Annotated in this window: 19 protein-coding genes and 1 tRNA gene; 6 read left to right on the plus strand and 14 right to left on the minus strand. The window is 50.6% G+C overall.

Features of this window, described 5'->3' with window-relative positions; all coding sequences use genetic code 11:
- Window positions 1–22: 22 nt before the first annotated feature.
- From AJE_RS02125 to AJE_RS02135, 3 genes are all read left to right on the plus strand, one after another.
- Complete coding sequence (locus tag AJE_RS02125) at window positions 23–1396, plus strand: MATE family efflux transporter (RefSeq protein WP_008949444.1); 1374 nt, start codon at window positions 23–25, stop codon at window positions 1394–1396.
- Complete coding sequence (locus AJE_RS02130; RefSeq protein ID WP_008949445.1) at window positions 1368–2381, plus strand: DUF3080 family protein; 1014 nt, start codon at window positions 1368–1370, stop codon at window positions 2379–2381. Before AJE_RS02125 ends, AJE_RS02130 begins: the two co-directional genes overlap by 29 nt.
- Before the next feature lie 91 nt (window positions 2382–2472).
- Window positions 2473–2549: transfer RNA gene (locus tag AJE_RS02135), tRNA-Val, on the plus strand.
- Between the two features lie 178 nt (window positions 2550–2727).
- Here the strand turns inward: AJE_RS02135 and AJE_RS02140 are convergent.
- The 9 genes from AJE_RS02140 to AJE_RS02185 all read right to left on the minus strand — a co-directional run bounded on the left by AJE_RS02140 (window position 2728) and on the right by AJE_RS02185 (window position 13225).
- On the minus strand, window positions 2728–3102 hold the full coding sequence (locus AJE_RS02140) for a hypothetical protein (RefSeq protein WP_237709279.1): 375 nt from the start codon (window positions 3100–3102) through the stop codon (window positions 2728–2730).
- Window positions 3099–3341 carry a hypothetical protein gene (locus tag AJE_RS02145; RefSeq protein WP_008949447.1) on the minus strand — a complete coding sequence of 81 codons (243 nt, stop codon included), beginning with the start codon at window positions 3339–3341 and terminating at the stop codon, window positions 3099–3101. The genes AJE_RS02140 and AJE_RS02145 overlap by 4 nt, the downstream gene beginning before the upstream one ends.
- Window positions 3342–3459: 118 nt before the next feature.
- A complete protein-coding gene (locus AJE_RS02150; protein ID WP_008949448.1) occupies window positions 3460–4869 on the minus strand; it encodes a restriction endonuclease subunit S in 1410 nt (469 codons plus the stop codon).
- Entirely contained in the window at window positions 4869–6434 is a 1566-nt protein-coding gene (locus AJE_RS02155) for a class I SAM-dependent DNA methyltransferase (protein ID WP_008949449.1), read from the minus strand. The genes AJE_RS02150 and AJE_RS02155 overlap by 1 nt, the downstream gene beginning before the upstream one ends.
- Window position 6435: 1 nt before the next feature.
- Window positions 6436–7593, minus strand: coding sequence for a Fic family protein (locus tag AJE_RS02160; protein WP_008949450.1), 1158 nt, complete (start codon window positions 7591–7593; stop codon window positions 6436–6438).
- Window positions 7594–7684: 91 nt separating this feature from the next.
- The gene (gene hsdR, locus AJE_RS02165; protein WP_008949451.1) at window positions 7685–11218 is read right to left on the minus strand and encodes a type I restriction-modification system endonuclease; all 3534 of its coding nucleotides are present in this window, start codon (window positions 11216–11218) and stop codon (window positions 7685–7687) included.
- Window positions 11219–11314: 96 nt separating this feature from the next.
- Entirely contained in the window at window positions 11315–11578 is a 264-nt protein-coding gene (locus tag AJE_RS02170; protein ID WP_039927902.1) for a tyrosine-type recombinase/integrase, read from the minus strand.
- Between the two features lie 204 nt (window positions 11579–11782).
- The gene (locus AJE_RS02180; protein ID WP_008610166.1) at window positions 11783–12043 is read right to left on the minus strand and encodes a helix-turn-helix domain-containing protein; all 261 of its coding nucleotides are present in this window, start codon (window positions 12041–12043) and stop codon (window positions 11783–11785) included.
- A gap of 357 nt (window positions 12044–12400) precedes the next feature.
- Entirely contained in the window at window positions 12401–13225 is an 825-nt protein-coding gene (locus AJE_RS02185; RefSeq protein ID WP_008949453.1) for a DODA-type extradiol aromatic ring-opening family dioxygenase, read from the minus strand.
- A 102-nt stretch (window positions 13226–13327) separates the two neighbouring features.
- Between AJE_RS02185 and AJE_RS02190 the strand changes: the two genes are divergently transcribed.
- Entirely contained in the window at window positions 13328–14221 is an 894-nt protein-coding gene (locus AJE_RS02190; RefSeq protein ID WP_008949454.1) for a LysR family transcriptional regulator, read from the plus strand.
- Between the two features lie 130 nt (window positions 14222–14351).
- Here the strand turns inward: AJE_RS02190 and AJE_RS02195 are convergent, their stop codons facing one another.
- The 4 genes from AJE_RS02195 to AJE_RS02210 all read right to left on the minus strand — a co-directional run bounded on the left by AJE_RS02195 (window position 14352) and on the right by AJE_RS02210 (window position 20297).
- The gene (locus tag AJE_RS02195; RefSeq protein WP_008949455.1) at window positions 14352–14561 is read right to left on the minus strand and encodes a cold-shock protein; all 210 of its coding nucleotides are present in this window, start codon (window positions 14559–14561) and stop codon (window positions 14352–14354) included.
- A 339-nt stretch (window positions 14562–14900) separates the two neighbouring features.
- The gene (locus AJE_RS02200; RefSeq protein ID WP_008949456.1) at window positions 14901–17825 is read right to left on the minus strand and encodes an alpha/beta hydrolase family protein; all 2925 of its coding nucleotides are present in this window, start codon (window positions 17823–17825) and stop codon (window positions 14901–14903) included.
- 100 nt (window positions 17826–17925) lie between these two features.
- On the minus strand, window positions 17926–18285 hold the full coding sequence (locus AJE_RS02205; protein WP_008949457.1) for a PAS domain-containing protein: 360 nt from the start codon (window positions 18283–18285) through the stop codon (window positions 17926–17928).
- Between the two features lie 44 nt (window positions 18286–18329).
- Window positions 18330–20297, minus strand: a complete 1968-nt coding sequence (locus AJE_RS02210) for a methyl-accepting chemotaxis protein (protein WP_008949458.1) — start codon at window positions 20295–20297, stop codon at window positions 18330–18332.
- Between the two features lie 253 nt (window positions 20298–20550).
- Between AJE_RS02210 and AJE_RS02215 the strand changes: the two genes are divergently transcribed.
- Window positions 20551–21777 (plus strand): Nramp family divalent metal transporter, encoded by a 1227-nt coding sequence (locus tag AJE_RS02215; RefSeq protein WP_008949459.1) that lies wholly within the window; start codon window positions 20551–20553, stop codon window positions 21775–21777.
- 73 nt (window positions 21778–21850) lie between these two features.
- Window positions 21851–22711, plus strand: a complete 861-nt coding sequence (locus AJE_RS02220; RefSeq protein WP_008949460.1) for a bile acid:sodium symporter family protein — start codon at window positions 21851–21853, stop codon at window positions 22709–22711.
- Here the strand turns inward: AJE_RS02220 and AJE_RS02225 are convergent.
- Window positions 22691–23221: a hypothetical protein gene (locus AJE_RS02225; protein ID WP_008949461.1), complete on the minus strand. Its 531-nt coding sequence runs from the start codon at window positions 23219–23221 to the stop codon at window positions 22691–22693. The two genes, AJE_RS02220 and AJE_RS02225, sit on opposite strands and share 21 nt — an antisense overlap.
- Window positions 23222–23236 lie beyond the last annotated feature (15 nt).

A 23236-nucleotide genomic window follows, 5' to 3' on the forward strand; every position in this document is an offset into this window, starting at 1 on the left:
GCTTAAAACGACATTGGCGCCCATGTTACCTTTTTCCCGCTTTGAAGCCAGAACCATTTTAAAACTGTCTGGCCCGATAGTATTAGCTCAGCTTACCCAAACCCTGATGTATTTTGTTGACACCGTCATGGCCGGCCGCGTCAGTGCGACCGATATGGCCGCTATTGCCGTAGCCTCGGGCTTATGGCTACCAGTGGTGCTGACCATGCAGGGCTTGCTGCTGGCTCTGACACCTATTATCGCGCAATATTATGGCAGCCAACAGACTAAACCGATCAGCCATTTTACGCTGCAGGGTCTTTATCTGGCGATGTTGCTGGCGGCAGTGTTGTTTGTGGTGATGCTATTTGCCGATCTGCCGCTCGCCCGGCTTAATATGGACCCACTGCTGCGGGAAAAAACCCTCGATTATTTGTTCTACGTGAGTTTTGGCTTGTTCCCCGCTGCCGGCTATATGGTGATGCGCAATCTGTTTGAAGGCCTGGGTAATACCAAAGCCAGCATGTGGATTGCCTTTGTCGGGATTTTGGTTAACGTGCCGGCAAACTATATTTTTATCTACGGCAAGCTGGGGATGCCGGCATTGGGTGGCGCTGGCTGTGGTGTAGCAACCAGCCTGGTTTTCCTGGCAATGTTTGTTGCTATGTTGGTTTATGGCTATACCAGTCGCAGCACCCGCCCCTACCGCCACTGGCCGGAAAAGCTATGGCTAAGCGTAAAAGATCAATGGCAAATTATCCGCATCGGCACGCCGATTGCGTTTTCCATCTTTTTTGAAGTGACGCTGTTTGCCTGTATTCCACTGGTGATAGTACACCTGGGGCCCATCGTGGTCGCTGGCCATCAGGTGGCACATAACTACAGTGCTATAGTCTTTATGCTACCGTTGTCGCTCGGACTGGCAACTACCATCCGGGTAGGCCATTTAGTCGGACAACAAAATGTGATGGCGCTGAAAAAGGCCATCAGCACGGCGATAGTGTTATCGGTAGCCATGTCGTTGCTGACGGTAATCTTTACACTGCTATTCAGAGGTTATGTTGCGGCGTTGTACTCGCCGGATCCGGCAGTTATTGCGCTGGCCAGTTCGCTGTTAATTCTGGCGGCGATTTATCAGTTCTCCGATGCGGTGCAGGTGGTTGCGGCCTGCGCGCTACGCGGTATGAAAATTACCAAGCCGGTGTTTTTTATTACCTTAATCTCGTACTGGCCAATCGGTTTTGGTTTGGGTGCCGTATTAGGTTTAACCAACTGGCTGGTGAAACCGATGGGCGTGTTTGGCTTCTGGACCGGCATTATTATTGGCCTTACCTGCGCCGCTATCGCCCTTGCGATAGTGCTGCGCAAACAGATCAACAGGATAGAGCATGCTTTTAAAACAGGTACTGCTGCTTAATCTTTTAGTTTTAGCGCTGCTGTTAAGCGGTTGCAGCGACAGTGCCGGCGTGGCAACGCTGCGCGACTATCAGCAGCGGTTAAACCGGGTGCTGGAGCTGGATAGCACTAAACCTCAGTTGCCGGCTGCGGCTGCATTACCGGCCAAGTCGGCACTGCAACAACCCTTGCCGGATCTGCGCATTGATCTGCTTGATGCCTTTGCCACCCGCCGCTGCGGCCTGGATCAGCTAATCGCCGAGCGTAACAGCAGCCTGGGTAAGGTTTTTACTGCCAGCAAGCGCCTGCATTACGAACTGCGCTTTCTGGCCACGCTTGAGCTTTGCCTGACTGAAGCGTGGGACGAGCCGCTAAAAAGCCAACTGACGCAGGTTTACCAGCAAAAACAACAAACTATCGGTATTGCCCTGAGTAATATGCTGCAAACCGATGATACCTTGCGTAAAACCTGGCTCGGTAGCAACAAGGCACTGATACCGGGTAGCGACAACGGTTTTACCGCCAGCCTGGGCGCACTGCAGCAATTACTGGAGCTAAAACAAGCTATCGCCCGCGAAGATTGGTATAGCGCCAGCCGCATCGATCCCGAAGCCGCGCTGGCCAGCTTGTACCGCTCCGACTTCTTCCCGCAGCTGCAGTTTAGTCTGCGCTACGCCAATAGCTGGTTTAATGCGGTTAACCCGCCGCTACTTAGCCTGGCACCCGCCAGCCTGTGCCCACGCGGCCAAAGCGAACAACTCACCATTTTAACCACGGTATTTCGTAAATACTTTATCGGCGAGGTACAGGCGTACCTGGCTGAGCTTAACCGCTATCAGCAACAAAGCTGGCCATTAATCGCCGAGCTTTACCAGGGCAGCGCCCTGCTACCAGTATTGCAGCAGCGCTATCAGCAACCGGCCACAGAACTGCAACAACAGCTACTACAGCACGTTGGCTGGTACCAGCAGCTAAACCAACTGTGTCCGGTAGCACTGACCGGCTAATTTTCAGGCAAACACAACAGCCATACTGAAAAACACTTGCCAAAGTGCAAGGCGCGCAATAACATAGCGCCCGTTGTCAGCGACAACATTTGCGTCCTTAGCTCAGCTGGTTAGAGCACCACCTTGACATGGTGGGGGTCGGTGGTTCGAGTCCACTAGGACGCACCAAATTCCTAACAAAAACAGCACCTTATGGTGCTGTTTTTGTTTTTACTGCTGGTACACACTATCACATCGCTGCGCCTGCAAACACTTTACAAACATAAGCTGCTCACTACGAAGCTTCCGTCTCCGGTATGCTTGCCGTACCGGAGACGCGATCTGTGATGTTGGTTATAGCACGCCATCATCCTGCTTTGACCTTTTTGGTTGGCTTAAGCTTTACCCGCTCCGCCTTTATCCGCGTCAGCAACGCCTCAGCGCTATGCTCACCGCTTATCAGCTCAGGGTTAGCCGCCCGCCAGTCGGCTGTGAGTTCACCGCGAAAGGCTTTCGCGAGGATGGATTGGGTCAGGTTATTTACCCGGCTAAGTGCGGCCTGAGCGGCTTGTTCAATTCGGTCGGCAAAGGCAAACATCTCTTCTACCCGGCGGACACAAAATCGTCTGGAACGATTTTGGACTGCTGCAAGCAGGGCCGAAGGCCGAGTATCAGGGATGATACGAGCAATTTCGGTTTGTGGTGTGCCAGCAACAATACGCTGGCAATAGTACGCCATCATCCTGCTTTGGCCTTTTTGGTTGGCTTAACCTTATCCCGCTCTGCCTTTATCCGCGCCAACAATGCCTCGGCGCTATTCTCGCCGCTTATAAGATCGGGGTTAGCGGCACGCCAGTCAGCAGTGAGTTCACCGCGAAAGGCTTTGGCGAGGATGGATTGGGTCAGGTTATTTACCCGACTAAGCGCAGCCTGGGCGGCGTGTTCAATGCGTTCGGCAGTTCTTCTACCCGACGGACACAAAATCGTCTGGAACGATTTTGGACTGCTGCAAGCAGGGCCGAAGGCCGAGTATCAGGGATGATACAAGCAATTTCGGTTTGTGGTGTGCCAGCAACAACACGCTGGCAATAGTACGCCATCATCCTGCTTTGGCCTTTTTGGTTGGCTTAACCTTATCCCGCTCTGCCTTTATCCGCGCCAACAATGCCTCGGCGCTATTCTCGCCGCTTATAAGATCGGGGTTAGCGGCACGCCAATCGGCGGTGAGTTCACCACGAAAGGCTTTGGCGAGGATGGATTGAGTCAGGTTATTTACCCGACTAAGCGCAGCCTGGGCAGCGTGTTCAATTCGGTCGGCAAAGGCAAATAGCTCTTCTACCCGACGAACGATTTCGGTTTGTTCTGATACTGACGGCAGTTGTACTTCCATTAGTTTTAGATCTGCGCCAGATATTCCCTTCTGACCAGACGTTGATTTCACAAGAGAGTAGATATAATCACGCGCGCTCTGACTTGCTGAAAATATTTCAAGGTACTCGGGTGTCACTTGATTTTTGTCCACTCTCACTCGAATTAGCTTATCTGGATACAAAATAACTTCGTACTTTAATTCAGCTACACGCGCACAAACGCCAACAAATTCGATACTCCCGTTATAACGGGTAAACAGCAAATCGTTCAATTGTAGTTTATAACGTTCTTTATCTTTATCTGGTACCTCAAGGTGCCTAATATCAACTTGGTCTAGGGAAAATGGCCTGACAGAACTGATTCGTAAAATAGGATATCCGTTACCTAATTCATTAGGCTTTGGCGAAAGTCCATTCCGCATTTCATGTATGATTTCTGACAATTGACGTGTCACATAAGGAAACTGCGTTTTATTAAACGCACGCCACTCCTCCGTCAACTTGCCACTCACCGCTGCGGCGAGGACGGATTGGCGGAAGCGTTTTAGGATCTCGGGGATGCGCTCGAGGCGGGCTTTGGTGTTGTCGACCTGTGCCAGCAGGGTGTCGAGTTTTTCGGCGATAACTTTTTGTTCGGCGAATGGGGGGAGCGGAAAATCAAGTTCACTAAAGTGAGCTGGTTTTAAGTTGTTGATATTTGCACCAGCAGACAACTCAGAAACCTTATTTCGGTAATAAGATCCCCTTGTATAGAAACTAATAATTTCGGGAACAACCAACTTAGTTGGTCGCAGTAACCCACAAAAAGCACCAAATCCAGCATCAATATCACTAACTGATTTTGCAGTTTTTCCAACAACAGATTTACTTCCAGACGACATCGCTACGATAATATCGTTCTTTCTAATTTTCTGTATTTCTTTAACAAGTTCAGTTTGTACATAAACAAAATCCCTGAGTATGAGTTTGTCTTTCTGTATATTATTAGCACGAATTATGGGTAAATAGCCTTCATGAGCAGTGTCTGATGATTGGCTATTGTTGTATGTTACTCCACGAAGCAGACTAACCAACTCATCCAACTTAGTTAAGGCCCACCCGGGAGGAAGTTGTTCATTTACACTATCGCCGACTACCATCACACCGCCCCTTCCAACGCCTTAAGCAACCCATCCAGCTCACTAAGCGCGGCTTCCAGCTCATCTTTAGCCTCTCGCGCCAGCACATCGGGTTCTGGCAAATTCGCGGCATCGACGCTGTCTTTATCTTTTAACCAGCTAATATCCAGCGAGTCGGCTTTATGTTCGCGGATCCAGTCACGGCTGAATTTGCGCCAGCGGCTATGGGCTAACTTGCTGTCTACGCCCTGGTTCTCATCAGTTTCAGCCACTTCAACCTGTTCAGCGTTAAAGCTATATTCGCCCTCTTGGCGTGGGCTTTGGCCATTAGGATCTTGTCCATAAACAGCTTCAAACGGCGTTAAATGCTGCTCACCAAAGGGCGTGCGCTTACCAAAGCTGGGCATATTGGTGCGTAGGTCATACACCCACACATTTTCAGTGCAGTTTTCCTGCTGGTGCTTATCTTTCGCGCTGCCTTTGGTAAAAAACAGCACATTGGTTTTAACACCCTGGGCATAGAAGATACCGGTGGGCAGGCGCAAGATAGTGTGCAGGTTGCACTTGTGCATTAAATCGCGGCGCACCTCTGTGCCGACACCTGCTTCAAACAATACGTTATCGGGCAGTACCACGGCGGCGCGGCCACCGGGTTTTAAGTTACGGTAAATATGCTGCAAAAACGCCAGCTGCTTATTGCTGGTTTTATAGGTTAGGTCATCACGGGTATTGCTGGCCTCACCGCCTTTACTGGTGCCAAAGGGTGGGTTGGCTAAAATAATATCGGCACGGGCTAAACTTTTACCGCTATCGCCCAGTGCATTACCTAAATGCACTACGCCCTCAGCGTCGCCCTCCATGCCATGCAATAAGCAGTTCATCAGCGCTAAACGGCGGGTGCCGGGCACCAGTTCAATACCAACAAAGGCGTTATTGCGCTGAAAGCTTTGCTCAGTCGCCGTTAGATCATACAAGTCATCGGTATGCTGTTTAATGTACGCATCGGCGGCAATTAAAAATCCCGCCGTACCCGCGGCAGGGTCTTGTACTACCTCGCCTGCTTTGGGTTTAATGCAGCGCACCATGCTGTTAATTAAGGCACGCGGCGTAAAGTATTGGCCAGCGCCCGATTTGGTTTCACCGGCGTTTTTCTCCAGCAAGCCTTCGTACAAATCGCCCAGGCCGTCTTTGGCGGCGCTAAACCAGTCGATTTGGTCCAGCGTTTTAATCATCTGCTCTAAATGGCGTGGCTCACGCAGGCGGGTTTGCGCATCGGCGTATATGGCGCTGATCAGTGGGTCTTCATGTACCTGGTTGCCCAGTGCATCTTTACCGGTAGACAGGCTTAATAAAATACGTTTGTAATCATTTAGCAGGTTTATGCCCGATTTGCCGTTTAAATCTGTCCAGCGACAGCCTTGTGGCAACGGGTGTTTTTTTAAGGTGCCGGCTTCGGTGTTTTCATGCACCATTTTTATAAACAGCAGCAGTACTAACTCTGTCACGTAATCGCTGTAGTTAATGCCGTCGTCGCGCAGTACGTCACACAGGTTCCAGAGTTTTTGTACAATGTCGTTATTGTTCATGTTAATCCTGATTCAAAATTTCAATATAGGCACGGTATGCAAATACCCGGTTACGTTTTTGGCCGGTTAACTCTTGCACCCAGGCTACTTCGGGTTGTAGCAGTTTATCCATCACCTTACCCACCGTAGCAGCCGTTAAGCCGCTGTGTTCTACCAGGGTATTAATATTGGCAATGGGGTATTCAAATAACACATCCAGCACCTGCTGCGCTGAAGATGCTATGCGGCCAAAGCCGGACAGCGCTGCCCGGTGCTCACTGCGCAAGTTATTTAGCTGCTGCGCCATCTGCACGGCCTGGGTTGCTGTAGCGGCTACGGCGTCAACAAAAAACAGCAGCCAGCTTTCCCAATCACCGCTGGTGCGTACTTGTTGTAAGCGGTCGTAATAGGTTTGCCGGTGCTTTTTAAAAAACACCGACAGATATAACAGCGGCTGGCTTAATACCTTAGCCTGCACCAAAATCAGCGGAATAAGTAACCGTCCCAGCCGGCCATTACCATCCATAAAGGGGTGAATGGTTTCAAACTGTACATGGGCCAGCGCCGCTTTAATTAACGGATCGGTTTGTTCTGGTACGTCATTTAAAAAGCGCTCTAAGTCGGCCCAGCACTGTGCCAACTCCTGCGCCGGCGTGGGCACAAAGGTGGCTTCATCGGCACGGTAGCCGCCAATCCAGACTTGGTTTTTACGAAACTCTCCCGGACCTTTGCTTATACCTCGCCCTGATGTCATTAATGCCCGGTGTAATTCGGTCAGCAGGCGAAAGGTAATGGGATGCCCTTCATTAATACGGGTAACGCCCAGCTCCAGCGCACTAACGTAGCAAGACACTTCCTGCACATCGTCCATCGGCACGCCGGGCATGCCTTCCATTTCATACAGCATTAAATCACTCAGTGACGATTGGGTGCCTTCAATTTGCGAAGACATTACCGCCTCTTTACGCACATAGCTGTATAAAAACAAACGGGCGTCGGGCAGCAAGGTGCTGATGGCATCCAGCCTGCCCAGCGCCAGCATAGCCTGATTAATGCGCCCTTGCAGCTTGCTATCGAGTTGCAGCGCCGGCTTTGGTGGCAAGGGGGCAGGCACAAAAGCCTGGCAGTTAACCCCGCCGGCAATACTGGCTACATAATGCCCTGTGCTTCCACGCTGCATAATTTGTCCTGAAGTTAAAATAAAACCGGCCGCTAATTTAACTTAATTGCCAACTTAAAATAAGACCTCTGCTTAATTTAAGTTGGTTTAGTTACGATAAACCCTGCTGCAACCAAATGCCCTCGCTTAATTCTGCCAGCACCGTGTCTAACTGATCATCCAGCACTGCATTTAGCCGCTTAGCACCGCCATCGTTAGCAAAGCAGTTATTAACGAAATCCCGGTCGACCACCACTTCATGTACCAGCTGCTTGGCCAGGCGTTCTAACCACTTGCGCTGGTTAGGGTTAAAGTTGTGCTGCTGATACAAGCGCTGCATTGCTTGGGCTACGCGCTGCTCAAATGGCAACAGTGGTTCGCCCAGCGCAGCACGGCGAATATGACCAATAATGCTGGCTGCGATGTCCTGATTGGTTTGATTGCGTACCGCACCTCGTAATTTCACCTCGGAGTAACCGGCGCTATCCAGCAACAGTTTTACTTCCTTTAACTGCTCCCGGCTTAAGTCACGCGGCTTATTTACTACCACCGCCAGCGCAGCCGATTGGTTAAGCTGGCCTTTAATAAACTGATTAAAGCTCTCTAAGTAATCTTCTGGCTTTTCGTATTCACCATAGCTTTGCTTGCGTTCTTTAAGCTCGTCATGGTGATCCGACAATACCGGCTGATACACTGAGCCGACCAGGCTGTTTACTTCATTCAGCTGGTTTAACAGCCCGCTGTGTTGCTGAATAAACTGCGCCGCCTGAGTGGGCCCAAGTTGGCGTAAATGGGTATGCAGGCTTTTCGGCTCGACACCCCACAAGTCTTGTAGTTCAGTAAGCTTTTGCTTCAGAGCCGGTTTGCTATCGGCTTTATTTTCGGCTTTACGCAGCACCCGCATCACTTTTTGGCTTAGCTGGCTAAGCACCACATCAGCATAGCTTTCGCCTTGCTGCTCACCGGGGCTGGCTAACGCCTGTTGTAGTTTATCCGGTGTGGTCAGCTCGTCCACCAACTGCTCTAACGTGATGTTAGGGTCTTTCACCAGCGGCTTCATGGTGTTCACATCTTGCAGTGCGGCGTAAATATCTACCGGGTCGTAAATGCGAAATACCGTTTTACCAATGTCGTCACAACGGCGGGTGGCACGACCAATCATTTGCTCGTACAAAATGCGCGATTTAACCCGGCGCATAAACACCAGGTTGCAGATGGTTGGCACATCAATACCGGTGGTGAGTAAGTCGACCGTTATAGCGATATTGGGGTAACGCTCGTTCTTGTACTGCCGGATAAGCTGCTCAACCTTATCACTTTGGCCGGTAATTTTGGCCACCGCCGCCTGGTTATAGTCGCCGTTGTACATGGCTTTAAAGGCGTCATCTAACAGGCGCTTTACCATATCAGCGTGTAAATCGGTGGCGCAGAAGATCATGGTCTTCTCGTCACCAAAAGGATCCAGCTCTTTGGCTAACTGCTGGCAAATCACCCGGTTAAAGTTCTCGTTTATTACCCGGCGGTTAAAGGCTTCAACATCAAAGTTAAGTTCGTCTTCCAGATCCGCTGATTCAATCTCACCCGTGTGGGTGTTAATGGCACTGACCTTGGCGCCCTTTTCAAACTTAATGCCATTTTGGCTAAGCAAGGTTTCAAAACGGATGGGCGGCTCGTGGTCAATCAACCAGTCATCAGCTACGGCTTCACGGTAGGAATAGGTATATACCGGTTTACCAAAGATCTCGCTGGTATGCTTGGCTGGAGTCGCGGTAAGCGCCACTTTAAAGGCATCGAAGTAGTCCAGCACACGGCGGTAACTCGACAAATATTGGCTGGCATCACGAGTGGCCAGCTCGCCTTCGGTCATCTCTTGATCCAAGGTATAACCGCGGTGCGCTTCATCGACAATAATACAATCAAACTGATCCAGTGCTGGCGGGTTATCGCTCATAAAGATACGTTTTACCATCGCCTGCACAGTGGCAACCTGAATGCGGGTTTCAGCCTCTGCCGCCATATCGCCCAGATCAGCGATATTGTATATCTTAAAGAGGGTATGGTTTTGCTCTAGCTTTGCTTCGTTAAAGGCATCTAATGCTTGCTGGCCCAAAGCGGTACGGTCAACCAAAAACAAAATACGTTTAAAGCGTTCGGCTTTTAAAAAGCGATACATTAAACCAATGATGGTGCGGGTTTTACCAGTGCCGGTCGCCATCGCCAGCAACGCGGAACGACGGTTTTCGGCAAGCGCCGTTTCTACCGCTTCAATAGCTTTTTGCTGGTACGGCCTTACTTTTAAGTAACCAAAAGGCTCTTGCTTAAGCTGCTGTTCGGCTTGCGCCTTGCTGCGTTTTAGCAGATCCAGCAAGCCTTCCGGTGTGTGAAAACTCTGCAACGCGCGCTTTAGGTTGCTCTGCTCGCGTACATCACGAAACCAGGTGCCCGATTGTTCAGCCAGTTGCGGCACATATGGCCGACCATTACAGGAATAGACAAAGGGCACTTTGTAATGGCCATCGTGACTATCCGGCCAGGCCACGGTTAAGCCTGCCAGCTCCCAGGCACCGGTTAGCGGCGATACCACATTAAAACCCCGGCTATAGCGTTCAGCCTGGTCGATTTTACCGGCCACATTGACGTTTTCTTTTTTCGCTTCGACTACCGCTATCGGCGTTAACCCGCAAAACAGCGCGTAATCGGCACGACCACCTTCGCCGTTTAATTTGGTTGGCCACTCGGCAATTGCTTTGTTTTTGCCTTTCTCTGGCCGACAACCTTTTTGAAAGGTTAACTCCTGCGTATCAACATCCCAACCGGCATCTCGTAGCTGCTGATCGATCAGAATACGAGTAAGTTCTTCATTAAGGGTAATATACTGGCTGGCCGCCTGCGTTTTTTGCTTAACGCTACTTTGTTGCTTGGCCACATCGTCACTGGCTTGGGTGGCAATTTGCTGCTGCAACTGCTGGATCTTCGCTTCATATTCTTGCTGCTGTTGCTTTAATGCCGCTTCGTGCAACGCCGCTTGCTGCGCCAACTGTTTGGCTTCTTCATCCATTGCCAAGGCTAAGGCTTCATACTCTGCCTTTTCTTTCGCAACCAGCTCATGTAGTTGCTGGCTGCTATCGAGCTGCACATTTGCCTGGTTTAAATCGGCTTTTAGCTTTTCTATATCTTGCTGCAGTTGACGCAGCTGGCTGCTAGGGTCGTTCGGTGCAATAAAAGGCCCGGCTTTAAATTGGGTACCGGCCTTACCAAAGGCCTGATGAAACCACACCGCTAACGCCCGGGCGACTTTTAAACCGTCTAAGGCCTCTTTGTGTTGGGTTTTAAACTGGTGGGTAGCTTTATTGCCTTCAATACGCAATATATGAAACAGCTCGCGCACACTGGGATCAAACCCCAGCTCGCGATTAAGCTTGTAAAGTAAGTCTGCTTGTGTGGTTTGCTCGTCAAAAGCAACGCCGGAGCGCGCAGCCACTTCCTGCGCTATCGCTTCAGCAAATTGGCGCAATTTAATTAAAGTAGTATTAGGGTCTGCGCTAAAGGCACGCTCAGCACTTTGCGCCAACTGCAAAAACAGCGGATCGTATTCGTTTAGAAAAACAAAATTAGACTGGTTGGCAGTTAAAACCGGCTGCGTCATAATCCCTCATCGCAAGCTGATGATTTATCTTTAAATATTAAAGATAAGTTTGTACCACTTGTAGCAACCTAAGGCAATAATCTAACACACATGTTCTTAGAGGAAATCCAAATACTCTTTAGCTTTATTTTGCACCAAATGGCCATAGTGTTTGATGGTGGTTTGAATATTGGTATGTGCCATCAACTTAGATACCGTCAACAAATCTGCGCCTTTGGCAATTAACTGGCTAGCAAAGTTATGCCGCAAAGTGTACAAGTTCAGGTTATCCGGTAAACCGGCTAACTCACGAATTTTCGCCCAGGGCTTTTGCATGGCTTTTTTATCCAGACGCTTACCGGTAACTAGTGATGGAAACACTAGGCCTCTGATGGGATTAGCGTTTTGAATATGCCAAGCTTTTAGATAGCACAGCTCTTTTCACTGCATAGTTAAGCATTGTTTTAAGCGCACCATATACCCGTTGAATGGTATCGTGCGCTAAACCCTCGGCCTCTTTACCCTCAATACACACAGTAATAGTGTTGATCTGGGCCGGTAACAACAACGGGGAGCTGGGACTGCTCATTGTTCATGCTCCGAGAACAAGGTATCCAGTTCATCCCAATCCGGCAGACGGTGTTGTTTAGGGGTAACTTCAAACGTCAGATCCAACGCATCCAGCACCCGTTCAAAAATATCAAAGGAACCGCTAAAGCGGCCATTTTCAATCTCGGAGATGGTTGATTTATGAATACCTGTTCGTCCGGACAACGCCTGTTGGGTATAGCCAAGGGCGGTTCTGCTTGCACGTATTGTTTTACCAATTGCTACTCGGGTTGCCATAACACCCTCCAGTGTTCGCCAATTAGCAAACATTATAGGCCTATTCTACAATGTTTGCCATATAGCAAACTTTTCTCGTCGTAATACCTGCTTGCTATATCAACACTCGCCGCTCATAGCTGCCCCCCTCCCAATTAGTCAGCATCAAAATATTTCAACTTTGCCAAAATCAAGCTGTTTGGATACGAATACCCAAACCGCGATCAGTAACACCCTAGTTGCAATGTTTAGCCTTTAACTCTATTGGCAGCCAGCAAGATAGTCTCCAGGCACCCCCACCATCAACAGCGCCACCGACTTCAGTATCTGGCTGAACGGACAACACTGCCTGCGAGCTAGCCAACTTTGCTCGTCATTCTAACCAAACCGAAATGCTGACAACTGGGTGCGCAGCACATTTTCTGAATACACTTTACGGCCACTGGCCGCGCCGGCGGCTCCGGCAACAACCATTAGCGGCAGCAAATGCTCTTCGGCCCCGCGTGGATGGCAATCTATGGCATGGGGCGCCGTTTGCCACTGCTGCAACAGGGCATAGCGTGTTAGCGGCTCGGCTTGCACGGCATCGGTTAACCAGCGGTCAAAGATCTCTGAGGGCGCGGTATAGCGCGGATCGCCATAGCCACGCATATTATGAAAACTCATGCCACTGCCAATAATTAGTACGCCCTGCTCTCGCAGCGGCGCCAATGCCGCGCCAAGCTGAAGGTGCGCTGAGGCATCCAGGCCGCGTTGCAGTGACAGCTGTACTACCGGGATCTCTGCCTTAGCAAACATCAGTTTTAACGGGATAAAAACGCCATGGTCAAAACCGCGGCTCTGCTCCAGGCGGCTGGGTAAACGCGCTGCGCTAATCCGTTCGGCAATCGCCGCCGCCAGCTCAGGTGCGCCGGGAGCCGGATATGTCAGCTGATAAGTTGATTCCGGAAAACCAAAATAGTCGTAAATTAAATCGGGGTTGGCCGCAGCGGTCAGCGCAAAGGCGTCATCCTGCCAGTGTGCCGAAATCAGCAGAATGGCTTTTGGCGGTGCCGGTAAATCAGACTCGATACCGCGTAAAAACGCCGCCATCTGCTGCCAGGTATGGACCGGGTTCCAGTTCATAAAGAAACAGGGGCCGGCGCCATGTGGAATAAAATAGGCCGGTTGCGTTAGCGGCGAATCAGGCATTGCTTCAGACATCAGTAAAAGCTCCTGTGGTAAAGTTGCACCAGTTTAGCCTGTTACTGATATGATTATAACAAGCAAAAATGAACAACTGTTTTTACTATCAGTGAGAAATAAATGTTAGATCGCTTAACCAGTATGCAAATTTTTGTTGAGGCAGCCAGTCTTGGTAGCTTGTCTGCGGCTGGGCGGGCACTAAAATTATCACCGGCGATGGCGAGCAAATATCTGGATGCGCTGGAAAATCGCTTAGGTGTAAAGCTGCTGCACCGCTCCACCCGCCAATTACGACTCACTGACGCCGGTGAAGATTATTTGGGCTCGTGCCGGCGTATTTTGCAGCAGGTGGCAGAAGCCGATGCCGAAATCACCGCCCTTAGCAGTGAAGCCATTGGCCTGCTGCGGATGAATATTCCGTTATCTTTCGGTGCGCATTATATTGCCCCACTACTACCAGAATTTAGCCAGCGTTATCCGCTGGTTGAAATTGAGCTGGGGCTTAGTGATCAGCAGCAGGATATTTTAGCCGGCGGCTGGGATCTGGCGGTGCGTATTGGCCAGCTAAGCGACAGCAATTTAAAAAGCCGTGGCCTGGGGAATTGCCCGATGCGCCTTTGTGCGGCGCCGGCCTACCTACAGCGCTACGGTACGCCACAGCACAGTAGCGAATTAGCCCGGCATAATTGTCTCAGTTATACCTTGTCGGCAATGCAGCGCAGCGGCAACTGGGCATTTGGCAGACAGGGCGAGCACAAGGTGAACGTGAAAGGCAACTTACAGGCAAATAGCGGTGACGCCCTGCTCGCCGCAGCCATTGGTGGCCAGGGCATTATTTATCAGCCGGATTTTATTGTGCGTCAGGCGCTGGCCAGCGGCCAACTACAGGAAATCAGACTAGAGCTGCCGAATATCGATCTGGGTGGCTTACATATTTTATTTCACCCCAGCCGCAGTCAACCGGCCAAAGTGCGGGCAATGATTGATTTTTTAGTGGCGAAACTCGCAACTTAAAGCTTGGTAACTGACTGGCAAGACTATCGTTTTATCCAAAAGCAAAAAGGGCCGCTGCGTTGCAGAGGCCCTATTGTGTTGTTCCTTTGCCAGCAGCAAAACTTACTGGCTCAGAGCAGGCGATTAAGCCTTACATCACAGAAATTTTTGATGCTTGTGGGCCTTTTTGGCCGGCCGTTACGGTAAATTGCACCCGTTGGCCTTCTTGCAGTGATTTAAAACCACCGCTTAAGATTTCGCTGAAATGAGCAAAAACGTCAGGACCTGACGCTTGTTCAATAAAACCAAAGCCTTTAGCTTCGTTAAACCATTTTACGGTGCCGGTAGTTGGAGTAGACATAAGAGTTACCTGTATCAATTAATTAAAGTGCCTGCGACGAGGCGATAGTGCTGCAAGAGATGTTTAAACTTATGAATACAGGAAAGGGTACTAAACGGCAGTAACATTCAAGGTTTGCATAAATAATGAACAAGCTAATTAAGCCTGAGCAGTGTATCGGTTTAAACCAGGATGTCAAAGCTTATTGTATAAATATTGAGAATAAAAATTAAATGTTCTGCTATTAACCACCGCCGTCTCCAACGCCAATAAACTACCCAAGGAAAGCTGTATGCCTGTTGCAGTTTACACCAAGCGCCAACAAGGGTTGGCGCTGCTGTTAATGATGTTAACTAGTGCTTAGTCATTGCGCTGATACGGCTGCCCTTGCTGCCACCACATTGGTGCCGGCTCGCCTTTAAGGTAGTGATTAAAAAACTCCAGCATTTTCATGCTGTAATCGACCTTGTTGGCAAAGTCCGCCAGATGGTGATCTTCGCCTTCGTACTGCAGCATCACCACCTCTTTTTGCAGCCGGCGCAGCGCTAAATACAGCTCGATACCCTGCTCCCAAGGCACAGCCCCGTCTTTATCACCAAATTGGATCAACAGCGGCGTGTTGATCTTATCGGCAAAGAACACCGGTGAGTTATCAATATAAGGCTTGAGATTGTCGAACATCGACTCGCCAATGCGGCTTTGCCCGGTTTCATACTGGAACTGCCGCGCCAGGCCGGTTTGCCAGCGAATACCGCTATAGGCACTGGTCATATTCGCTACCGGTGCGCCAGCTACGGCGGCGGCAAAGCGATCAGTTTCGGTGATCACAAAAGCCGTTTGATAACCCGACCAACTATGTCCATGCAAACCGATAGCTTTAGGATCGGCAATCCCCAGTTCAATTAAACGGTCAATCGCCGGCAATAAGGACTCGGTAGCACTTGGGCCGGGCGCCCCCTCGCGGAAACGGATATCCGGTAAAAACACCACATAATCCTGCCCTAAATAAAACGGGAAGTTCGGCCGGTGATTAACCCGCATCTGGTTATAGTTAAATAAGCGGTCGGAGAATTGCTCGTAATAATACACCAGCACCGGATAGCGCTTGGCCGGATCGAAACCATCCGGCGTTAATACCACGCCTTGCAGCCGCTCACCATCGGCGGTAAACCAGTCAATCAGATGGCTGTCGCCCCAGACGAAATGGCGCTGCTGCGGATTCACATCCGTTAGCTGAGTCAGCTCGCTAAAATCAGGCTTCGCCAGTTTAAGATCCGGAAACTGGCGGAAGCTTTGTTCGGTAAACAGGTAGGCATCCTGCTGTTCCAGCGCTTCAACAACATCATAGCGCTTATTGCCGCTGATCAGGGTTTGTCGTTCACCCGTTGCCAAATTCAGCTGATAAAAGCCGCTCTGTTTGCTCTGCTCGTTAAAACCGCGTAATAGCAGCTTGCTATTCACGGCAATCGCCTGCGCTTTGGCATCGGTTTGTTCAAAGCGGTAACGCCAGTGCGTGTCGCGGCCATTTACCGTCAGATTACGGTTGTCGCCATTCAGGCCCAGTTGCCAGATATCAAAGCGATCATAAACCAGTACCGCCGATTCATCAGCTAACCAACCGGCTACGCCATAGGCAGCCGCTGGTTCCGGCCGATCGTGCATTTCATCAACCCAGGACACCTTAATATCCGCAGCCAGCTGGCGTTTGCTGCCATCGCTGCTATCAAATAACCAGAGTTTGCCCTGCTGCTGATACAGCGCATAACGGCCAGAGGGTGAGAGGTGCGCACGCTCGTAAGATGGGTTGCCGGCAAAGACCTGCTGCCGCTGTCCGGTATGCAAATTAACATGCCAGATATCATGTAACCGGCCCTGCCAGGTCAGTTGCTGCAGATAAGGACGGCCATTGCTGAGCAGCGCCGCCTGCGGGTTTTGCGATGGGTACAGCCGATCTTCGATATCGGCACTTAGCGCTACCAGTCGCGGTGTGGCGTCGCTTGCCAGGCTACTATTATCCAGACTGCTGTTATCCAACCAGAGCAAAGCCGGGGCGGTGCGGCGCTGTGCTTGCTGATACTCCGCTTTTTGCTGCGGGATAATCCGCGGATCCTGACCATGCCACACCTGCAGCTTGCGCCCAGCGGCCAGGCGGGCTAAATCAAACAGCTGCTCGTCCGTTTCCAGTGCCGCCGCTTCTACTGCCGGCGCGACGAGTGGCCGAAAACCTAACAGTACCGCCCGGCTATCGTCACGCCACTCCGGTGCCTGCTTATCGCTTAACAGCCAGCCATCTTGTGCTAAAGTCAACGGCCGGGCCGGGTTTTTATTGCTACTTGTTAAATTTTTAGCCGACCAATACCACAGTTGCTGCGCAACTTCCTGGCCTTTTTCGGCTTTAGCAGCGCTAAAAAATACCAGTTGCTGACCATCCGGGCTAAAACGTAATTGCTGTTTGATGTCGGCGTTAGCTTCAGTAAGTGCCAGACTGCGCTGCTCGGCAGGGAAATAGACTAACACCTGCTGGCTTGGTTTGGTGTTTTTTGCCGCTTTGTCTGTTGTGGTTTGCGTACTGGCAGCTTGCCCAATACCTGCTTGATCAATGCCCGCTTGCTCAACAACTAGGGCGATTAAGTCCGAGTCTTTGGCGGTAGCAAACTCTGTCACCTGCCCCAGCTCGCTCACCTTACCGCTTTGTAAATCCAGCAGTTGAAGTGATTGGCTACTGTCTTTGCCATCGGCTTTGCGCGCCAGTAACAGGGCATAATTACCGGCACCGGTAAAGCTAAAGCGTTCGATATTGGCAAACACCCGCTGCTCGCCAGTCGTGGTATTAAGCAGAATAGCGTTCTGTGCTAAGGCATCGCGTTTAGCTTTATCGTTTTTGGCCTGTTCACGCGCTAACAGCGGCGCCTGCTGGCGAAACAGCGCAAAACTACCGGTTTGATTCAGCTGGCCACGATCTGCGCGCTCAATACTAAACTCGCGCTCGCTAAGTAAATGCCGCACATAGCCGGTACTGTCGCCAAAATCCGGCTCAGCCGTATAAAGCAGCCACTGCTGATTACCGCTAACCGCACGATCTTTAATCTCGCGAAACTGCATAATATCACTCAGGCTTAACGGTTTAAGGTTGCTCACATCGGCACTACTGGCCGCAATAGTCACGGCGCTTGGCTGCAGCTGCGCCGTGTTAGTTGTCGTTCCAAGTTGACTACAGGATACAAGGGTTACCGATAGAGCCAGTGCCAGGGCGACACGGCTAACAGAGTATTGAAATCTTTTCATAGCAAGCACTTATTCTGGTTATTTTGCAGCGCTTACCCTAGCACAGGCAGCAAGGCGCCAGCAGCAAAATCCTGCCAACTGGCGATTTGGTGGGATAAAATTAAGCTTGAGGGTTCACCACATAGGTAAAACCACACCAACGCACCCCTGAGTTTAAGTATTCCGGTACCGCCTTAATACTTAGCCAAACCCAATGCCCGGCCGCATGTAAGAATCGGCATTTCACGTATAATTGCTGTAAATCTCTGCCTGAAAGTTGGATCTGTTGCTGCACCTGTAAAATATCATCTGGGTGCAAATTAACAAAAAACAGATGCGGCTTGCGCCTTAAAGTAGCCGCACTGTAACCGGTGATCCGGTAGATACTTTCACTCGCTGACGGCAGACGGTAATCTCCCACTTTATCGCGCTCCAGAATAAAAAAAGCGCCGGGGGTTAACTGTGAATATTTTTCTAGCATAGCACCCTCCAGGTGCAGCCAGCAGCGCCTGCTGCCGGCTTTGCTCAGGCAGCAGATAACCGGAACTGATTGGCCAGTTGCTGTTGTTCCAGTCCAAGCTGACTGAGCGCACTGCTGGTTTTGGCGGTTTCTTCAATCGCGACCGAAGACTGCTCTGTTACCACCTGAATATTGGTCAAACTGCGGTTAATTTCTTCTGCTACCGTACTTTGCTGCAGCGCTGCAGCGGCAATTTGCTGATTCATCGCCTGAATATTCTTGATATTACTAATAATTTGTTCGATAGCCTCAGTGGCATCATCCGTCGATTTAAATACCTCATTCGCCATGCCGGCATTGGCCTGCATCGCCTGTACTGCCTGTTCGGTTTTTTGCTGCAAGCGCTTAATCACTTCACTGATTTTGGTGGTGGGCTGCTGGGCCCGGTTGGCCAGTTGCCGTACTTCATCGGCCACCACAGAAAACCCGCGCCCGGCTTCACCTGCCCGCGCCGCCTCAATGGCCGCATTCAGTGCCAATAAGTTGGTTTGCTCGGTAATACCAGAAATCACGCTAACAATTTCGCCGATACTGGCGGCTTCTTGCTGCAATTCGGCAATGGATACCGCCGTATCACTGACCTCCTGCGCCAGATTTTTAATGCCGCTCATAGTGCGATCTAAAATGCGGTTGCTAAATTCAGCCTGCTCGGCTGAGTGAGTAGCTGCAGTTGACGCTTCCTCGGCACTGCGGGCCACATCCTGCACGGTGGCGGTCATTTCATTCATCGCGGTGGCGACCTGCATGGTTTCCATTTTCTGTTGTGCCACACCGGTGCTGGTTTGCTGCGAAATCACCGCCATTTCTTCAGTTGAACTGGCCAATTGTGTTATCCCTGCCGAGAGGCGCAAAATCAGCTGCCGTAAACTTAACGTCATGCGCTGCATAGACTGCATCAACTGTCCCAGTTCATCGCTACGATCGGGGACCAAATCGGCAGTTAAATCGCCGTCAGCAATTTTATCTGCCACGGCCACCACCTGCTGTAGCGGTTTTACAATCAGACGGGTGATGATCAGGGCGGCAGCGATGCCGAAGAGCAGCGCCAGCGCACTGGACACCAGTAATACCGTTTTTAACTGTTGCTCTTCCACGGCCAGGCGCTCTAATTGTCGCGCTAACGATAAATCAGCATCAGATACCACAGCACGAGCCTGCTCGGTTAATTGCTGCTCAGAGTTATCCAGCTGGGCACTGATTTGGCGAAAACTGCTAAATTCAGAGCGGTAGGCCGCCAGCTGCTGATTCACCTCGGCCAACAGTTGCTGCACCATTGCCTCATTACTACTTTGCTGTAACTGCGGAATAATTTGCTCCAGCGTTGCCAACTGTGCCAACAGTGCCTGATAAACCGCATTATCCTTGCTGATAATAAAGTTACGCTCTAACCGTCGCGCCTCCAGCAAAGCACGGTTGGCATCAGCAGCCAGCTGCGAATAACTTAGCGCAGCGATAGTTTCGGCATTACCCTGACGCGCGATCGCAGCAGTAGCCTTGGCCTGGAAGTCTTGCTCCAACTGGCTAAAGCTTCTGATGGCAGCGTACGCCTGGGCTTCCATCTGTTGCTGACGAGCCCGGTTTTCCAGCTCAAGTCGTTGATAATTTCTCAGTTCCTGCTGATAACTGCGGGCCTGTTGCTGCAGGGTTTGCATCAGGGTAATGCTTTCTGGCGTGCTAAAGCCGGCAATAGCGGCGTCAGACAAACGCAGACTTTGCTCAACATTGGCAATGGCCGTGTCGATATACTGCACCTCACCGCGCAGAATAAAGTTTTTTTCTTGCTGCCGAGCATCGGAGATCAGCAAACTAATGCTTTTCACGTTGTTCAGTAGCGTAAAGCGTTCACTTAAAGCGCCCAAAGCCTGAAAACTCAGGGCACTGATGGTTAATAAGATGGCCAGCACCACGGCAAAGCCACTTAACAATTTTTTCTTTACACTTAGGTTTAACAACAGCTGATTGATATTAGTCATGACAACACGCTCCTGTTTGTCTGCGTTTCTTTACACCTCAGTGCATACGGGCCGATTTATTAATTCGGTCAAAAAAAATTTAGAAAAATCGAATATTTTTTTATTATCATTAACAATCAGAGTATTAACATAAAAAGCAATTTATAAATCCAATAGAAAACTTGCTGTCAGGCAACGAAAAGCGAATCAACTGGATCTGCTGTTATTGCTTCAGTAAAGTCTGGAGTTAACTACCATCTGCTTAGCAACAACTATGTCATCCATCTTTCGCTTTGGCCCCGCCACCCTGGTTACCGCTGCTTTTATTGGGCCTGGTACCGTGGTTACTGCATCACTGGCCGGTGCTAACTTTGGTTATGCTTTGCTGTGGGCCTTGCTGTTTTCGGTGCTGGCGACGCTGATTTTGCAGGAGATGGCAGCCAGATTAGGCATCGTAACCGGCCGGGGATTGGGTGAGAATTTGCGCCTGCAGCTGCAGCATCCGCTGCTGCGGGCCTTACTTTATCTGCTGGTTATTGCCGCTATTGTGCTGGGTAACAGTGCCTATCAGGGCGGTAATCTGACTGGTGCCAGCCTTGGAGCTGAAGCCATTTGGGGCGATACCGCCTGGCGACTTGCGCTGGCAGAGCAGAGCAAGCTGAACCCCTGGGCTTTGCTATTCGGAGCCGTTGCTGCGGCTATCCTCTGGCAAGGCCGCTACCAACTGATTGAGCGCTGGTTAATTGGCCTGGTGCTATTAATGAGCCTGGCCTTTATCAGCAGCATGCTGCTAACCCAACCGACATGGTCGGCCATACTGCGCGGGCTTTTAGTACCGCAACTGCCAGAGGGCGCAACGCTAACGGTAATTGCGCTGATTGGTACCACCGTTGTGCCCTACTCACTGTTTTTACATGCCGCCAGTGCTGCCCGTAAATGGCAAACTACCGACAAAACCCAGGCGCTGGCGGAGTCTGCCGCCGATCTGCGTACTGCTATTCCGCTGGGTGGCCTAATTACTTTGGCAATAGTCTCGACGGCGGCTAGCGCATTTTTTGGCAAAGGACTGACGCTTAGTAACGCCGGTGAGCTGGCACTGTCGCTGGAACCACTGTTTGGTGCCAGTGCGCGCTATCTGATGGCGCTGGGCTTACTGGCCGCAGGCTTATCATCGGCACTAACGGCACCACTGGCCGCGGCCTTTGCGTTGCAGGGTTTATTGGCACTGAATCCGCAGCAGTTTCGCCTGACCTGGCTGCTGGTGATGTTAATAGGTATTACGGTATCCAGCATGGGGCTGAAACCTCTAAGCGTGATCTGGTTTGCCCAGGTTGCCAATGGCATTTTATTACCGGTTATTACGCTCTGTCTGTTAGTCGCGGTCAATGCCAAAGCGCTGGGGCGCTATCGCAATAACCGTCGGCAAAATCTGCTCGGTTTTAGCGTACTGGCTATCACCCTGCTGTTAAGCGGCCGCACCCTCTATCTGGCGCTAAGTTAACCCGCGCTGGTATTGCTAAAAAGGAAACAACAGGTTAGGTTAACTAATATTCTGCTTTTAAAATTAACAACCTATGTTCGAAACTTTGACTCAGATTGGTTTACCGCTAGCGCTGATCTTTATTATGACCGGTGTCGGCATGAGCCTGCGACCGCAGAATTTTCACCAAGTCGCAACCCAGCCGAAAGCGTTTTTCGTCGGTGCCGTGGCACAACTGCTACTACTGCCGCTGCTGGCGCTTGGTGTGATTGCAGTGTTTCAACTTCAGGATGAGCTGGCGGTTGGGTTATTTATTCTGGCACTCTGTCCGGGTGGCACGACGTCGAACTTATACAGCTATTTATCCAAAGCCGATGTTGGCTTATCGGTATCACTGACGGCGCTGGTCGGTTTCGTTACCCCCTTTACCCTGCCCTTTTTAGCTGCCTGGGCAATGCAACAGTTTTTAGGCGCCGAGAGTTTATTACAGCTACCACTACTCAAAACCTGGTTAACCCTACTGGTCGTTGGCGTGATCCCGGTGATTATTGGCATGTTAGTCAAAGCGAAGTTTCCACATTTTGCCGAGCGCGCCCAGCCACAAATCAGCCGTTTTTCGGTACTGGTATTACTGCTGCTGATTATCAGTATTGCCTATGATTTAGGCGATACGCTTTGGCACTATCTGCTGCTAAGCGGCCCGGCGGCGCTGGCACTCAATCTGCTGTCGATGGCTCTGGGTTATGGTTTGGGGCGCTGGTTGCTACATAGCGAGCAACAAGCGCGGACCATCTGTCTGGAAGTAGGCTTACAAAATGGCACCCTGGCACTGCTAATTACTACTGGTATTTTGCAAAGCTCAGCGATGTCCATCGCACCAAGCGTTTACAGTTTACTGATGTTTGGCAGTGCCAGCGTATTTACCTGGTGGGCGTTAAAACGCGGCACCCGGTAAACTGGTGGCTAACTTTAACAGCCGCTGCTTGTGGTGCTGTAACGCTGTCTTATCGGCAGCAGTCAAACAAGGTTCTATCGCCTGTTGCATCTGCTCAGTTTGCTGAATTTTCTGCTCTGCGATGCGCCGCTGTGGCTCAGGTAAAAAGGGTAAGCTCTGGCGGGTCAGTTGTTGTACCGGTTGTAATGATTGCAATAGCGGCCAACTGCCTTTCGCGGTTAACTCTAAAAACAGCGGCGCCGTTAATTGATGTTTTGCCAGAACCTGATCAACCTCTGCCACATAGGCTTTGCCCTGCTCTTGCTGGCGCAAATCACTGGCATGCTGCTGCCAGTCACAATGTTTTTTCAACCGCAGTTTGGTTAGCCCTTGCGGATTATCCTGTTCAATAGCAGCCAGCTCCGGTAATGCCGCTTCCAGCCGGGCAATATTTTGTTCGGTTAAAACAGTGGTTGCAACCGCGCTGCTGGTAGCCGTCAACACGGTTAAAGCGAGAGCAAATTTATACATTAGTATCCCCGTTAA

Origin of the sequence: Alishewanella jeotgali KCTC 22429, from assembly GCF_000245735.1 — a bacterium.
Classification (GTDB): Bacteria; Pseudomonadota; Gammaproteobacteria; order Enterobacterales; family Alteromonadaceae; genus Alishewanella; species Alishewanella jeotgali.

Excerpts from the sequence above, each read along its gene's own strand:
- AJE_RS02125 (WP_008949444.1), top strand. The coding sequence starts at position 23 with ATGTTACCTTTTTCCCGCTTTGAAGCCAGAACCATTTTAAAACTGTCT.
- AJE_RS02130 (WP_008949445.1), top strand. The coding sequence starts at position 1,368 with ATGCTTTTAAAACAGGTACTGCTGCTTAATCTTTTAGTTTTAGCGCTG.
- AJE_RS02140 (WP_237709279.1), bottom strand. The coding sequence starts at position 3,102 with ATGATGGCGTACTATTGCCAGCGTATTGTTGCTGGCACACCACAAACC.
- AJE_RS02150 (WP_008949448.1), bottom strand. The coding sequence starts at position 4,869 with ATGGTAGTCGGCGATAGTGTAAATGAACAACTTCCTCCCGGGTGGGCC.
- AJE_RS02155 (WP_008949449.1), bottom strand. The coding sequence starts at position 6,434 with ATGAACAATAACGACATTGTACAAAAACTCTGGAACCTGTGTGACGTA.
- AJE_RS02160 (WP_008949450.1), bottom strand. The coding sequence starts at position 7,593 with ATGCAGCGTGGAAGCACAGGGCATTATGTAGCCAGTATTGCCGGCGGG.
- hsdR (WP_008949451.1), bottom strand. The coding sequence starts at position 11,218 with ATGACGCAGCCGGTTTTAACTGCCAACCAGTCTAATTTTGTTTTTCTA.
- AJE_RS02180 (WP_008610166.1), bottom strand. The coding sequence starts at position 12,043 with ATGGCAACCCGAGTAGCAATTGGTAAAACAATACGTGCAAGCAGAACC.
- AJE_RS02185 (WP_008949453.1), bottom strand. The coding sequence starts at position 13,225 with ATGTCTGAAGCAATGCCTGATTCGCCGCTAACGCAACCGGCCTATTTT.
- AJE_RS02190 (WP_008949454.1), top strand. The coding sequence starts at position 13,328 with ATGTTAGATCGCTTAACCAGTATGCAAATTTTTGTTGAGGCAGCCAGT.
- AJE_RS02195 (WP_008949455.1), bottom strand. The coding sequence starts at position 14,561 with ATGTCTACTCCAACTACCGGCACCGTAAAATGGTTTAACGAAGCTAAA.
- AJE_RS02200 (WP_008949456.1), bottom strand. The coding sequence starts at position 17,825 with ATGAAAAGATTTCAATACTCTGTTAGCCGTGTCGCCCTGGCACTGGCT.
- AJE_RS02205 (WP_008949457.1), bottom strand. The coding sequence starts at position 18,285 with ATGCTAGAAAAATATTCACAGTTAACCCCCGGCGCTTTTTTTATTCTG.
- AJE_RS02210 (WP_008949458.1), bottom strand. The coding sequence starts at position 20,297 with ATGACTAATATCAATCAGCTGTTGTTAAACCTAAGTGTAAAGAAAAAA.
- AJE_RS02215 (WP_008949459.1), top strand. The coding sequence starts at position 20,551 with ATGTCATCCATCTTTCGCTTTGGCCCCGCCACCCTGGTTACCGCTGCT.
- AJE_RS02220 (WP_008949460.1), top strand. The coding sequence starts at position 21,851 with ATGTTCGAAACTTTGACTCAGATTGGTTTACCGCTAGCGCTGATCTTT.
- AJE_RS02225 (WP_008949461.1), bottom strand. The coding sequence starts at position 23,221 with ATGTATAAATTTGCTCTCGCTTTAACCGTGTTGACGGCTACCAGCAGC.